Below are 14,080 nucleotides of genomic sequence, written 5' to 3' on the forward strand. Positions count from 1 at the left end.
CCCCATCCCCGCCGCGTTCGGCCAGCTCTGCGCCGCAGGCCACCCCGTGGCCGGTGCCGGAGTCAGACCGTTCGTCCCCCGCACCTGCGCCGCCGTCAGACCCCCACGGGCCGGAACGCCGGGCGGCGTGGGCCCGGTGAACGGAGCGGCCATGGGCGCGGGCGCGGGAGCCGGCGCCGGAGCGGGAACCGGGGCCTGGGCCACGGGCGCCAGGGGCGGCGCCGGTACGGCCACCGGCTGGGGCGCGGACTGCGGTACCGCCTGCGGCATCTGCGGCTGGGGCATCTGCGGCTGCGGCTGCGGCTGCGGCATCTGCGCCGCAGCCGGCATCGGCATCCCGCCGCTCGTACCCGCCGGCACGGCGGACGCGGCGGCGGGGAGCGGCATGCCGATGCCGGTGGCCGGAGCGGGAGCCGGGGCGGCGGCCGCCGCGGCGGGAGCGAACCCCGCCCCACCCGTGCTCGCGGCCGCCGGGGCGAGTCCCGGCCCCCCGGCCCCCGTGGCCGCGGCGGGGGCCGGCGCGGCGGCCATTCCCACCGCCTGCGCCGCGAGCCCCCGCATGCCCGACCCGTTCGTCTCGCTCACCAAGCGGTCCACTGCCGCCGTACCCGAGCTGTAGCTGGTCCCATTGCCCAGCTCCGGTACGGCGGCTCCCCTCCTGGACGTCCCGTAGAGCACCTGTTCCAGGCCGGACACCAGGCGACGCACGTCCACCTGGGGGCGCACCACGAGACGCAGGAAGCGGCTGGACGAACCGATCTTGTTGCCGCACTCGCGGACCAGGATCCGGTGCTCGGTGAGCATGCGGTCCCGGACCACGGTGCCCTCGGCGCCCACGGGGAGGCGCACGAAGAGGAAGTTGCCCTGCGACGGGTAGACCGTGAGCCCGGGCAGGGAGGAGAGCTGGCCGGCCATGTCGAGGCGGTCCCGGCGCACCTGCTGGAGGCTCTGCGCGTACTCGGCGCCGTGCTCCTTCAGCATGAAGACGACGTGCTCGGCGAAGGAGTTGAGGTTCCACTTCGGCAGCATGGAGCGGACCCGGCCCGCGAGCGCCGGGTTGGCGACGAGGTAGCCGAAGCGGATGCCGTGCAGGCCGAAGTTCTTGCCGAGGCTGCGCAGCACGACGACGTTGGGTCGCAGCATCGCCTCCTGGACGACCGACGGCTCGGCCTCGGCGTCGGCGAACTCCAGGAACGACTCGTCGATGACGATCAGGTCGAGGTCGGCCATGGCGTCCATGAACTGCACGATGGCGTGCTTGTGCAGGAAGCCGCCGTCGGGGTTGTTCGGGTTGCAGATCACCGCGACGCGGGTGCCCCGGGACCGGATGAACTCGGCGTACTGCGCGAGGTCGAGGGCGAAGCCGCTGGACTCCTGGAGCGGGAACATGTCGACCCGCTTGCCGGTCTCCATGGGCTGGTCGGTCCAGCGGCCGAAGGTGGGGACGGGGACGGCGAGGGACTCGCGGACCAGCAGGTGGTCGATCCAGGTGATGAGCTCGGTCGAGCCGTTGCCCATGGCCACGCACTGCGGGGGCAGCTGAAGCAGGCTGCACAGCTCGGCGGTGATGGTGTCGGCGCCGCTCGGGTAGTACGTGATGATGTCGCGCAGCCGGCTCGCCATGTCCTCGAACATGGCCGGGGTCGGGAAGTACGGGTTGCAGGGGATACAGAAGTCCACGGGGCCGGCTCCCTCGCCGCCCTCACGTGTCAGAGCCGCCATCGACGGGCTGTGTGCCGCGGTACTGCGGAACAGCGACGTGACGTTGTCGGCCATGGAACCTCCGTATGGGGCGGGTCCGTTGGGGACGGACGGACCCGACGTTTAAGGGCGGCCCGCGCGGGGGAGCGCGGGCCGCCCTTTCATACGGAGGCCGGGGTGACACCGTTCAACCGTCGGCGAACCGGTCAGAACATGTGTCGGACCTGTGAAGGCTTGTCAGCAGCCGAACGTGTGGATCGTCGTCGTCCGGTACGTCTGCCCCGGTCGCAGCACCGTCGAGGGGAACTTCGGCTTGTTCGGCGAGTCCGGGAAGTGCTGCGTCTCCAGGCAGAGCGCGTCGCCCTGCCGGTAGGTGCGGCCGGACGGGCCAGTCAGGGTGCCGTCGAGGAAGTTGCCGGAGTAGAACTGCAGGCCCGGCTCGTTCGTGGCGATCTTCAAGGACCGGCCGGAGGCCGGGTCGCGCAGGGTCGCCACGTGCTCGGGCCGGGTGGTGATGCCCTTGTCGAGCACCCAGTTGTGGTCGAAGCCCTTGGCGGTGACCAGCTGCGGGTGCGAGGTGCGGATGTCCCGGCCTATCGGCTTGGCCCGGGTGAAGTCGAACGGCGTGCCCGCGACCTTGGCCAGCTCGCCCGTGGGGATCAGGCCCGCGTCGGTGGGCGTGTAGCGGGACGCGGCGATGTACAGCTCGTGGTCCTCGATCGTGCCGCTGCCCTCGCCGGCCAGGTTCCAGTAGACGTGGCTGGTGAGGTTGACGACGGTGGCCTTGTCGGTGGTGGCCTCGTAGTCGATGCGCCAGTCGCCGTGCCGGGTGAGCGTGTACGTCACCTTCGTCCTGAGCGTGCCCGGGTAGCCCATCTCGCCGTCGACGCTCGTGTAGTACAGGTGCAGGCCGACGTCGGAGCCCTTGGTGAACGGCTCGACGTCCCACACGCGCTTGTCGAAGCCCTGGGAGCCGCCGTGCAGGCTCTGCTCGCCGTCGTTCACGGACAGCTGGTAGTTCTTGCCCTCGAGGGTGAACTTGCCCTTGCCGATGCGGTTGCCGTACCGGCCGATCAGGGCACCGAAGTACGGGGTCTTGGCGACGTAGTCCGCGAGGTTGTCGAAGCCCGCGGAGACGTTGGCGTAGCGGCCGCGGCGGTCGGGGATCTCCAGGGACTGGACGACTCCGCCCCAGGAGAGGACCTTGAGGCGGGTGCCGCCGTTCTCCAGCGACCAGCTGTGGACCTTCGTGCCGTCGGCCAGTTCGCCGAAGAGCGTCTTCACCGGCTTCCTGCCTCCCGTGGCGTGTGCCGTGCCGCCGAGCGTGGTGGCGGCCATTCCCGCCGCCGCAGCTCCCGCGATGACCGTGCGTCTGTTCAGTTCCATGTGTGCGGCTCCCGTATAAGGAGAGGGCCCCGCCGTTGTGGCGGGGCCCCGATCTGACTTACGAACCGACCTTGCGCTTGTTCCACACGTCGAACCCGACCGCCGCCAGCAGCACCATGCCCTTGATGACCTGCTGCCAGTCGGTGCCGATGCCGACGAGGTTCATACCGTTGTTCAGCACGCCCAGGACCAGGCCACCGATGATCGCGCCGAGCACGGTGCCGACACCGCCGCTCATCGACGCGCCGCCGATGAACGAGGCCGCGATCGCCTCCAGCTCGAAGTTGAGGCCGGCCTTGGGAGAGGCCGCGTTGAAGCGGGCGGCGAAGACCAGACCCGCCAGGGCCGCGAGCATGCCCATGTTCAGGAAGACCAGGAAGGTGACCTTCTTGTCCTTCACACCCGACAGCTTGGCCGCCGGGAGGTTGCCGCCGATGGCGTAGATGTGGCGGCCGATGATCGCGTTGCGCATGACGTAGCCGAAGCCGACGAGCAGCACGCCCAGGATGAGCAGCACGATCGGGGCGCCCTTGTAGCTGGCCAGCAGCATGGTGAGCGTCAGCACCGCGGCGCCGATCGCGACCAGCTTCAGCATGAACAGCTTGGCGGGCGGGACGTCCAGGTCGAACTCCTGCTGCCGCTTGCGGTCACGGACCTCCTGGAAGATCACGAAGGCGATCATCGCGAAGCCGAGCAGCAGTGTGAGGTTGTGGTAGTTCGTGTTGGGTCCGACCTCGGGCAGGAATCCGTTGGCGACCTTCTGCAGCCCGTCCGGGAACGGGCCGAGGGTCTGGCCCTCCAGGAAGATCTCCGTCAGACCGCGGAAGATCAGCATGCCCGCCAGGGTCACGATGAACGACGGTATCCCGCCGTACGCGATGAAGAACCCCTGTACGGCACCGGCGACCGCGCCCACGGCCAGGCAGAGGACCACGGCGAGGGGCCAGGGAAGGTCCTGTTTGACCATGAAGACGGCGGCCATCGACCCGACGAACGCCGTCAGCGAGCCGACCGAGAGGTCGATGTGGCCGGCGATGATGACCAGCATCATGCCGATCGCGAGGATCAGGATGTAGCTGTTCTGCAGCACCAGGTTGGAGACGTTGCGCGGCAGCAGCAGGTCGCCGTCGGTCCAGACGGCGAACAGGACCACGATCAGGCCCAGCGCGATCAGCATGCCGTACTGCCGCATGTTGCGGCGCATGCCGTCCAGCACCAGCTGCAACAGGCCGTCGCCCGCGGCCCTTCCGCTCCTGCCCGGCGGCGCGGGGGCCGGGCTCTTGGCGGTCACGTCCGTGCTCATCGGGATACCTCTTTGTCCTTCGTCATCTGACGCATCAGCGATTCCTGGGAGGCCTCGGCCCGCGAGAACTCACCCGTCAGCCGCCCCGCGGCCATCGTGTAGATGCGGTCGCACATGCCGAGCAGCTCGGGCAGCTCGGAGGAGATGAAGACGACCGCCTTGCCCTGGGCGGCCAGCTGGTCGATGACCGTGTAGATCTCGTACTTGGCGCCGACGTCGATACCACGCGTCGGCTCGTCCAGGATCAGCACGTCCGGACCCGAGAAGATCCACTTGCTGAGGACGACCTTCTGCTGGTTGCCGCCGGACAGCTTGCCCACCGGCTCGAACACCGTCGGTGCCTTGATGTTCATGGACGTGCGGAAGCCCTCGGCGACCTGCCGCTCCTCGTGCTCGTCGACCACACCGCGCCTCGCGACCTTGCCCAGGGCGCTCAGCGAGATGTTCCGGTTGATGGTGTCGATGAGGTTGAGGCCGTAGTGCTTGCGGTCCTCGGTCACATAGGCGATGCCGTGCTTGACCGCCTCCGGGACGGTCTTCGTGCGGATCTCCTTGCCGTCCTTGAGGACCGTGCCGTCCGCGTACCGGCCGTAGGTCCGGCCGAAGACGCTCATCGCGAGTTCGGTGCGGCCGGCGCCCATCAGGCCCGCGATGCCGACGATCTCCCCGCGCCGCACGTGGAGCGAGACGTCGTCGCACACCTTGCGCTGCTGGTCGATCGGGTGGTGCACGGTCCAGCCCCGGATCTCCAGGGCGGGCGCCGCGCCCTCCTCGGGCTCGTGCGGCGAGCGTTCCGGGAAGCGGTTCTCCAGGTCGCGGCCGACCATCCCGCTGATGATCCGGTCCTCGGTGGTCTCCGCGGCCTTCACGTCGAGGGTCTCGATGGTCTTGCCGTCGCGCAGGATCGTCACCGAGTCGGCGACCTTGCGGATCTCGTTGAGCTTGTGGGAGATGATGATCGAGGTGATGCCCTGCTTCTTCAACTCCAGGATGAGGTCCAGGAGTTTGCCGCTGTCCTCGTCGTTCAGGGCGGCCGTCGGCTCATCGAGGATGAGCAGCTTGACCTTCTTCGACAGGGCCTTCGCGATCTCCACGAGCTGCTGCTTGCCCACGCCGATGTCGGCGACGCGGGTGTCCGGGTGGTCGGACAGGCCGACCCGGCGCAGCAGTTCGGTGGCGTGCCGGAGGGTCTCGGTCCAGCTGATGATCCCCCGGGTGGCGTGCTCGTTGCCGAGGAAGATGTTCTCGGCGAGGGAGAGGTAGGGCACCAGGGCCAGTTCCTGGTGGATTATCACGATGCCGCGCTCTTCGCTGGCCCGGATGTCCTTGAACTGGCAGACCTCTCCCTCGAAGAGGATGTCGCCCTCGTACGTGCCGTGCGGGTGGACGCCGGAGAGGACCTTCATCAGGGTCGACTTGCCGGCGCCGTTCTCCCCGCAGATGGCGTGGACCTCGCCCTGCCGGACGGTCAGCGTGACGTCCGACAGCGCCTTGACACCGGGAAAGGTCTTGACGATCGAGCGCATTTCCAGGACGGGTCCCGCCATGGTCGTGCCTTCCAATCAGTGGTGAATCGTCGGTGGATGGCGGGGACTACTTGAGGTCGCTCTCCTTGAGGTAGCCGGAGTCGACGAGCTCCTTCTGGTAGTTCGCCTTGTCCACCGCGACCGGCTCCAGCAGGTAGGCCGGGACGACCTTCGCGCCGTTGTCGTAGGTCTTGGTGTCGTTGACCTCGGGCTTCTTCTTGTTGAGCAGCGCGTCGACCATGTTCGAGGACACCTTGGCGAGCTTGCGGAGGTCCTTGTAGACGGTCATCGACTGCTGGCCGGCGATGATCGACTTCACCGAGGCGACCTCGGCGTCCTGGCCCGTGACGACCGGCAGCGGCTTGCTCTTGGAGCCGTAGTCGTCGGACTTCAGCGCCGACAGGATGCCGATGGAGATGCCGTCGTAGGGGGAGAGGACCGCGTCGACGCGCTCGCTCTTGTAGGCCGACGTCAGGATGTCGTCCATGCGCTTCTGAGCGGTGCCGCCGTCCCAGCGCAGGGTCGTGACCTGGTTGAGCTTGGTCTGGCCGGAGCGGACGACGAGTTGCTTCTTGTCGATGTAGGGCTGCAGGACCTTCATCGCGCCGCCGAAGAAGTAGCGGGTGTTGTTGTCGTCGTTGGAGCCGGCGAACAGCTCGATGTTGAAGGGGCCCTTCTTGGAGCCGTCCTTCAGACCGAGCTTCTCGGCGATGTAGGTGCCCTGGAGCTCGCCGACCTTCTCGTTGTCGAACGAGGCGTAGTAGTCGACGTTCTGCGAGCCGAGCATCAGGCGGTCGTAGGAGATGACCGGGATGTTCGCGTCCTTGGCCTGCTGGAGCACGTTGTTCATCGACTTGTTGTCGATCGCGGCGATGATCAGCGCCTTGACGCCCTGCGTGATCAGGTTCTCGACCTGAGAGACCTGCTGGTCGGGGTCGTCCTCGCCGTAGACCAGCTTGGTCTTGTAGCCCTTGGACTCCAGCTCCGTCACGACGTTCTTGCCGTCGGCGATCCAGCGCTCGGAGGACTTGGTCGGCATCGCGATGCCGATCGTGGCGCCCTTGGTGTCGCCCTCGCTCTCCTTGCTGCCCCCCTCGCCGCTCTGGCCGCAGGCGGACAGGGTGAGGGCGAGGGACGCGGCTCCGGCTATGGCGGTGAGGGCGGCTCTGCGGTTACGCATGATCATCATCCTTGATCTGTGGCAGGGCTCGGTCTGAGGGCGCGAAGTCGCTCCGGGTGGTCGTGCCGGAAAGACCGAGAAGAGATGTGTGGGATTGTGCGCGGCTGTGTCTTCTTTTGTAAGGCGAGTTTCCGGAACGTTATGACGAGATTTCGAACCGTTGCAGTTCGCCCGGCAGTCGTGAGCCGAGCGGCGCCATGTCGCCGTCCGCCCCGTGGCGGGCCAGGAGGTCCAGGGCGAGCCGGCCGCGCCGCACGCGTTCCTTGGCGGTGGCCAGGGTCAGCTCCCGCATGTGGTGCCCGTACGGGTAGATGCCGGGCGCCTTGGAGAGGCCGAACTTCAGGTACAACGGGGCGCCGCGACGGATGAGTTCGGCGACTTCGTACATCCGCACGTAACCGCCCAGGTCGTCCGGGGCCTCGATGTACATGTCCATCGGAGCGCCCGACACCCGCCGGATCTCGGTGAGGTGATCGAGCGTCAGGTCGCTGGGCACGTTGACCGAGTCCGCGCCGAGGCGCTCGTAGACCGCGTACGCCGCCGGGTTGACCGGGCCGATGAGCGCGGAGACCTTGAGCGTGGTGTCGGCCGGGATGATCCCGGCGGCCCGTGCCCGGTGCAGCGTCCACAGCACGCCCTCGTCGGCGACGAGCAGGCACTTGACGCCCAACTCCGTTGCTCTGACGGCGTCTTCGACGCAGCCGGCGACGGCGTCGTGGCCGCGAGCGCGCAGTCCGGCCCCCCGCGAGTCGGTGCGCGTGGACCCGCCGATGTCCCAGGTGCCGCGCGGGCCGGTGAACAGGCAGAGCTCGATGTCGCGTTCACCGGTCGACTCGACCATCTCGGTGATCTCGGCGTCGGACAGCATCCACACACCGCTGCCCTGGCTGATCCGGTGGATCGGCACGTCCAGCCGCGAGGCCTCCTTCAGCACCACCGCCAGCGCCTCGGGGCCCTCGCAGGAGGGGATCTCGGTGCGCCAGCGGCCGCCCCCGGGGAACGAGTGTGCGGAAGTGTCGGCGGGATCGGGGTCGGGTGCGCTCAGGCCCAGCGCGGCGAGGGCCGGCTCACCGGGCCGGCGGGCTGCCGTGGTGGAAGCGTCGGTCACAGGAATGTCCTTTGGTTCGATATTTCGGACGAGGTTCGCGGCTCTGAGCAGGGCGAGGCCGGGGTACGCCGGTACGGGAGCCGTCAGGTTGCCCCCGTACCGGCGTACGTCTAGGGGCGCAGCAGGACCTTGCCCACCTTCGGATCGCCGGCCCCGACCAGTTCGATGGCCTGCGAGAACTCGGTGAGCGGCAGCTCGTGCGTCACCAGCGGCAGCGGGTCGAGCAGTCCGGCGGCGAACACCCGCACCGTGTGCGCCCAGGCGTCCGGCGGCGCACCGAAGACGGTGTGCACCTCCAGCTGCTTCACCACGAGGTCCGTCGGGTCGAGGCCTTCGGCGCCCGGCGCCGGGATGCCGGTCAGGACCAGCCGGCCGCCCCGCCTGAGCAGGCCGGCCGAGATCCGGGCGGCGTCCGCGGACCCGGCCGTCTCGATCACCACGTCGAAGTCGTCCGGGAGTTGCTGGTCCTTCGTCCGGAAGTCCGTCGCGCCGTAACTCCGCGACAGTGCCTCACGGTCCCGGCGGGTGCCGACGACCAGCAGCTCGGACGGCGAGTTCGCCTTCAGGAACTGCACGGCGAACATGCCGAGCGTGCCGGTGCCGACCACGGCGACACGCTCGCCGGGCCGGGCGTTGCCCTTCAGCGCGGCGGCCGCGATGCACGCGGCGGGCTCCAGGAGGGCCGCGGCCGTGAGGTCGCAGTCGTCCGGGAGGGCGTGCAGGAGACGGGCCGGGAGGGTCAGCGTGGCCGCCATCGCGCCCGGCTGGGTGAACCCGGTCTCCTCGTAACCGGCCGTGCACAGCGTCGTGTCGCCCGCGTGGCAGCGGTCGCAGACCTGACAGTTTCGAAAGCCCTCACCGACGACCTTGCGGCCCACGAGGGACTCCGGGACACCGGCGCCCACGGCCTGAACCGTCCCGGACCACTCGTGGCCCGGGGTCAGCGGGTATCGGACGTAGCCCTCGGGGCGGTTGCCCTGGTAGACCTCGCGGTCGCTGCCGCAGATCCCCGAGGCGTGCACCCGGACCAGCGCCTCGCCGGCCTCGGGCCGCCGGGGCTCGTGCGGCACCAGACGGTGCTCGCCGGGTGCGTCGACGACGACCGCGGTGCTCACTGCGCGCCCTTCGGCTTGCGCTGTTCCCAGCCCTCCGCCCAGAGGTCGAAACGGGCCTGCTGCTGGGGGAACTCGGCGGCGGCGTCGACGTCCAGCTCCACCCCGAGGCCCGGGGCGTCGGAGAGGTGGAAGCAGCCGTCCTCCGGGTTCACCTGCGGGGCGCCCTTGACCACCTTCTTGATCTCCGCGTCGGCGAAGTCGTTGAAGTGCTCCAGGATCTTGAAGTTCGGGGAGGTGAAGCCGACCTGGAGGGACGCGGCGGTCAGGACCGAGCCGCCCACGTTGTGCGGGGCCACCAGCATGTAGTGCGTCTCGGCGGTCGCGGCGAGCTTCCTGGTCTCCCAGATTCCACCGATATGGCCGACGTCCGGCTGGATGATGTCGACGGCCTGGCTCTCGAACAGCTCCCGGAACTCGATCCGGTCGTGGATGCGCTCACCGGTGGCGACCGGCATGTCGACCTTGGCGGCCACCTTCTCCAGCGCCTTGAGGTTCTCCGGCGGGACCGGCTCCTCCAGCCACGCCGGCTGGAAGGGCGCGAGCTCCTTGGCCAGGCGTACGGCCGTGGCGGGGGAGAAGCGGCCGTGCATCTCCAGCATCAGCTCGGCCTCGGGGCCGATGGCGTCCCGGACCGCCTCGATCAGGGAGACGGCGTACAGGGTCTGCTGGTGGTCCAGCTCGAAGTGGCCGGTGCCGAAGGGGTCGATCTTGAGCGCCCGGTAGCCGCGCTCCATCACGCCCTGGGCGGCCTTGTGGTAGCCCTCCGGGGTGCGCTCGGTGGTGTACCAGCCGTTGGCGTACGCCTTGACCTTGTCGGTGACCTTGCCGCCCAGCAGCTGCCAGACGGGGACGCCCAGGGCCTTGCCCTTGATGTCCCAGCAGGCCATCTCGATCACGGCGATACCGGACATGACGATCTCGCCCGCACGGCCGTAGTCGCCGTACTTCATGCGCTTGACGAGGTCCTCGACAGCGAACGGGTCGGAGCCGAGAATGTGATTGGCCTCGGCCTCCCTCAGGTATCCGAGAAGGGCGTCGGTGTGTCCCAGCATCCGGGTCTCGCCGACTCCGGTGATCCCCTCGTCGGTGTGCACCTGGACGTACGTCAGGTTGCGCCAAGGCGTCCCGACCACGTGTGTGCTGATTCCGGTGATGCGCACGGCGGTTGTCCCTCGCAGCTTCGTCGGCTCAGTTCCGTCAGTGTGTTCCGTCAGCGTCCCGCTCGTGCTCCGACTCTGTCTGTTCGAGATTTCGTCACACGTTCGAAATGCTGGCGTGACAGTAAGGATCGGGCGGTGGGGGTGTCAATGGGTCGCGCGCATAACGGTTTCGACAGTTTCGAAACCTTGGGTGGACCGTGTCCCTACAGAACCTTCACAGCCGGCTCTAGGAACGTGACCTGCGCGGAACTTAATCTTCCCGCGTCATGGACTACTGCGACCCGTGCCGACGGCACCTCAACGGCGCCCTTGCCTGCCCGGGGTGCGGCACCTCGGCCGAAACGCTGCGCGGGCGCGGGCAGGAGTACGGCGGGTACGGCGCAACCGCGGCCGGGTACCCCGTCGTCGAGCCGGGACGGCCGACAGGGGCGGGCGGGCCGCAGGGGCCGGACGCACCGGGCGCCTCCGGCTACGAGCCCGACGGATACGACGAGCACGACGGATATGACCGGCGCGACGGATACGACGACCCCCATACCGCTGACGACGGCGCCGACAACGCCGCTGACGACGCCTCTGGCGACACCGACGACGACGGCGAGCACGTCGGGCGCGCCGCCCGGCGGCGCGGGCGGGGGCACGGTCCGGCCCCCGACGGCCCGAGCGGGTCGAGTCGGCGGGACCGCAAGGCCGCGGCACACCGCCGGCGGCGGCGCCGGACCCTGTTCGTGGCGGCCGGGTTCGTGCTGGCGGCCGGGGGTCTGAGCCTCGCGGAACTCGGTATGGACGCCCCCAGCTCGACGCCGAAGCCGGCCGCGGCCGGAGGCGAGTCGGCGGACGGGGACGCCTCGGTGGAGGCCGGGAAGACGGGCCGTGGTCAGGACGGAAAGGCGGCCGGGGCCGACGACGCGTCGGCATCCGCCTCGCCCTCCGCATCCGATTCGCTGTCCGCTTCGAAGTCCCCGGATGGCGAGAAGTCGCAGTCCCCGAAGGGCGACGAACCGACGAAGGACCCCGAGTCGGCTACGGCGGGAGGCGCCCCCAGCCGCCCGGCGTCCGACCCCACGGCCGCCCCGCCCGCCCCGGAGCCGGCCCCGACCTCGGACCCGACCACGCAGGCCCCGGAACCGGAACCGTCCGCGTCCGAGCCGTGCAAGCGGTTCCTGTGGTGGTGCACGTAGCGCCGGCTCGGCCGACTTCGTCGGCACGGTAGGGGCGGAACGGCTGTATCCCGCGCCTGAAAGCCCTTCTGTGAACGCCGAGTTCGCGGGACCTGGATCGTGCCGGGGTTCCGAGCGCCCCTTCTCCGAAGCGCGGGCGCCGTGGACACCTTTCCTGGTCCGCGCGGATGCGCCCGGGCGGACCCTTCCTCATCCCACGGCGACCGGGGCGAGGCCGTCGATAAGGGAACACCGCCCGCACGTTGCACTCGCGAGGGCCGACGGCCGCCCCTGGATCAGCATCCAGGGGGAAGGGGCGCCGAATCCCCTGCCGGAGACCGGCGCCGATCAGCCCAGCATCCGCCGCAGCATGTCCCGCAGTGCCACCCGCTCCCCCTCGGAGAGCCCGGCCAGGGGCTCGCGGGCGAATCGGAGGGACTCCCTCAGACTCCGGGCCACCCGTCGTCCCTCCTCCGTCGCCGCCGCCACCTTCACGCGGCGGTCGGCGGGGTCCGGGCGGCGTTCGACCAGCCCTCGCGCCTCCAGCCGGTCCACGATCCCCGTCACGTTGGACGGCTCGCACTTCAGCTGCTGGGCCAGCCTGCGCATCGGCAGCGGTTCGAGGCACAGCAGGCTGAGCAGCCGCGCCTGCGCGCCGGTCAGGGCGTGCTCCGCCGCCCCCGACTCGTAGTCCTCGTGGAACCGCGCCACGACCTGCCCGATCAGCTCGACGACCTCGAGGGTCAGCGGATCCGGGCGGTTGGTCATCTCTTGGGGCGTCGGTGTGGTGGCGGCCATGCCATCGAGGGTACCCGGTTATTTGACAACATGAAATTTTCAGGAGCATGGTTGTTTCAGGTACTGAAACATCCGCATCGAGCCAGTGAGGTAAGGCGCACCATGACCGACACCCCCTCCCTCCCCGCCGTCAGCCGCGAGTGGCACCTGGCGAGCCGTCCCGTCGGCTGGCCGAAGCCCGAGGACTTCGCCTTCGTCGAGGTGGAGGTCCCGCAGCCGGGTGAGGGGCAGGTCCTCGTCCGGAACAAGTACCTCTCCGTGGACCCGTACATGCGTGGCCGCATGAGCGACGCCAAGTCCTACGTCGCCCCGTTCGAGCTCGGCAAGGTCATGCAGGGCGGTGCCGTCGGCGAGGTCGTGGCCTCGAACGCCGAGGGGCTGTCCGTCGGGGACCACGTGCTGCACTTCTTCGGATGGCGCGAGTACGCGGTCGTCGGCGCGAAGAACGCCGTCAAGGTGGACCCGGACGCCGCGCCGCTGTCGACGTACCTCGGCGTGCTGGGCATGACCGGCCTCACCGCCTACGCGGGCCTGCTGCGCACCGCCGCCTTCAAGGAGGGCGACACCGTCTTCGTGTCCGGTGCCGCCGGAGCCGTGGGCGGACAGGTCGGGCAGATCGCGCGGCTGAAGGGCGCCTCCCGCGTCATCGGCTCCGCCGGGTCGGACGAGAAGGTGAAGCTCCTCAAGGACGAGTACGGCTTCGACGCCGCCTTCAACTACAAGGACGGGCCCGTCGCCCAGCAGCTGCGCGCCGCCGCCCCCGACGGCATCGACGTCTACTTCGACAACGTCGGCGGTGACCACCTGGAGGCGGCCATCGGCTCCCTCAACGAGGGCGGCCGGATCGCCGTCTGCGGCATGATCTCCGTCTACAACAACACCGAGCCCGCCCCGGGCCCCAAGAACCTCGCCCGCCTGATCGCGACCCGCGGCCGCATCGAGGGCTTCCTGGTCGGTGACCACTACGACCTGCAGCCCCAGTTCGTCCAGGAGGTCGCCCCCTGGGTCGCCTCCGGCGAGCTGAAGTACCGCGAGACCGTCGTCGAGGGCATCGAGAACAACCTGGAGGCGTTCCTCGGCGTGCTGCGCGGCGACAACACCGGGAAGATGATCGTCAAGCTCTGACGCCTTCCTTGTGGATTCCGGCATGCGGTAACTTGTTTCCGAATCCGTCCCGGCCCGGGCGCGAGCCGCGGCGGACGACCTAAGGAACACAACCGCATGCCGATCCAGCAGTCCGACGTCCTGTACACCGCCGTCGCCACCGCAGAGAACGGGCGCGACGGCCGCGTCGCCACCGACGACGGCACGCTCGACCTCGTCGTCAACCCGCCGAAGGAGATGGGCGGGAGCGGCGCAGGCACCAACCCGGAGCAGCTCTTCGCCGCCGGGTACAGCGCCTGCTTTGAGGGTGCTCTCGGTGTCGTCGCCCGTCAGGAGGGGGCCGACCTCTCCGGTTCGACGGTGACGGCGAAGGTCGGCCTCGGCAAGAACGGGGACGGCTTCGGGATCATCGTCGAGATCTCGGCCGACATCCCCAAGGTCGACCGGGGCACCGCGCGGTCGCTGATCGAGAAGGCGCACGAGGTGTGCCCGTACTCGAAGGCGACCCGCGGCAACATCACCGTGACGCTGGTCTGACC

General features: G+C 69.4%; 12 protein-coding genes. 3 read left to right on the forward strand and 9 right to left on the reverse strand.

Features of this window, described 5'->3' with window-relative positions:
• From K4G64_RS04290 to K4G64_RS04325, 8 genes are all read right to left on the reverse strand, one after another.
• Positions 1–1,776, reverse strand: a 1,776-nt coding sequence (locus K4G64_RS04290; protein WP_221754665.1) for a histidinol-phosphate transaminase, incomplete at its 3' end; no start/stop codon positions are given.
• 162 nt (positions 1,777–1,938) lie between these two features.
• Complete coding sequence (locus tag K4G64_RS04295) at positions 1,939–3,087, reverse strand: aldose epimerase family protein (protein WP_221754666.1); 1,149 nt, start codon at positions 3,085–3,087, stop codon at positions 1,939–1,941.
• A gap of 58 nt (positions 3,088–3,145) precedes the next feature.
• The gene (mmsB, locus tag K4G64_RS04300; protein WP_221754667.1) at positions 3,146–4,390 is read right to left on the reverse strand and encodes a multiple monosaccharide ABC transporter permease; all 1,245 of its coding nucleotides are present in this window, start codon (positions 4,388–4,390) and stop codon (positions 3,146–3,148) included.
• Positions 4,387–5,937, reverse strand: coding sequence for a multiple monosaccharide ABC transporter ATP-binding protein (mmsA, locus tag K4G64_RS04305; protein WP_221754668.1), 1,551 nt, complete (start codon positions 5,935–5,937; stop codon positions 4,387–4,389). The genes mmsB and mmsA overlap by 4 nt, the downstream gene beginning before the upstream one ends.
• A gap of 46 nt (positions 5,938–5,983) precedes the next feature.
• Positions 5,984–7,096 (reverse strand): multiple monosaccharide ABC transporter substrate-binding protein, encoded by a 1,113-nt coding sequence (gene chvE / locus K4G64_RS04310; RefSeq protein WP_374206358.1) that lies wholly within the window; start codon positions 7,094–7,096, stop codon positions 5,984–5,986.
• Between the two features lie 139 nt (positions 7,097–7,235).
• Positions 7,236–8,204, reverse strand: coding sequence for a hypothetical protein (locus K4G64_RS04315; RefSeq protein WP_221754670.1), 969 nt, complete (start codon positions 8,202–8,204; stop codon positions 7,236–7,238).
• A 110-nt stretch (positions 8,205–8,314) separates the two neighbouring features.
• The gene (locus tag K4G64_RS04320) at positions 8,315–9,319 is read right to left on the reverse strand and encodes a zinc-binding dehydrogenase (RefSeq protein WP_221754671.1); all 1,005 of its coding nucleotides are present in this window, start codon (positions 9,317–9,319) and stop codon (positions 8,315–8,317) included.
• Positions 9,316–10,479, reverse strand: coding sequence for a mandelate racemase/muconate lactonizing enzyme family protein (locus K4G64_RS04325; protein WP_221754672.1), 1,164 nt, complete (start codon positions 10,477–10,479; stop codon positions 9,316–9,318). The genes K4G64_RS04320 and K4G64_RS04325 overlap by 4 nt, the downstream gene beginning before the upstream one ends.
• 266 nt (positions 10,480–10,745) lie before the next feature.
• Here K4G64_RS04325 and K4G64_RS04330 point away from each other — a divergent pair, with 266 nt between their 5' ends.
• Positions 10,746–11,660 (forward strand): hypothetical protein, encoded by a 915-nt coding sequence (locus K4G64_RS04330; RefSeq protein WP_221754673.1) that lies wholly within the window; start codon positions 10,746–10,748, stop codon positions 11,658–11,660.
• Positions 11,661–11,987: 327 nt separating this feature from the next.
• On the opposite strand, the gene K4G64_RS04335 is transcribed toward K4G64_RS04330, so the two are convergent.
• Positions 11,988–12,437, reverse strand: coding sequence for a MarR family winged helix-turn-helix transcriptional regulator (locus tag K4G64_RS04335; protein WP_221754674.1), 450 nt, complete (start codon positions 12,435–12,437; stop codon positions 11,988–11,990).
• Positions 12,438–12,539: 102 nt separating this feature from the next.
• Here K4G64_RS04335 and K4G64_RS04340 point away from each other — a divergent pair, with 102 nt between their 5' ends.
• Positions 12,540–13,562, forward strand: a complete 1,023-nt coding sequence (locus K4G64_RS04340; protein WP_221754675.1) for an NADP-dependent oxidoreductase — start codon at positions 12,540–12,542, stop codon at positions 13,560–13,562.
• A gap of 96 nt (positions 13,563–13,658) precedes the next feature.
• The gene (locus tag K4G64_RS04345) at positions 13,659–14,078 is read left to right on the forward strand and encodes an organic hydroperoxide resistance protein (protein WP_221754676.1); all 420 of its coding nucleotides are present in this window, start codon (positions 13,659–13,661) and stop codon (positions 14,076–14,078) included.
• Positions 14,079–14,080: the final 2 nt, after the last annotated feature.

This window comes from Streptomyces sp. WAC04114 (assembly GCF_019733245.1).
GTDB classification, from domain to species: Bacteria; Actinomycetota; Actinomycetes; order Streptomycetales; family Streptomycetaceae; genus Streptomyces; species Streptomyces massasporeus_A.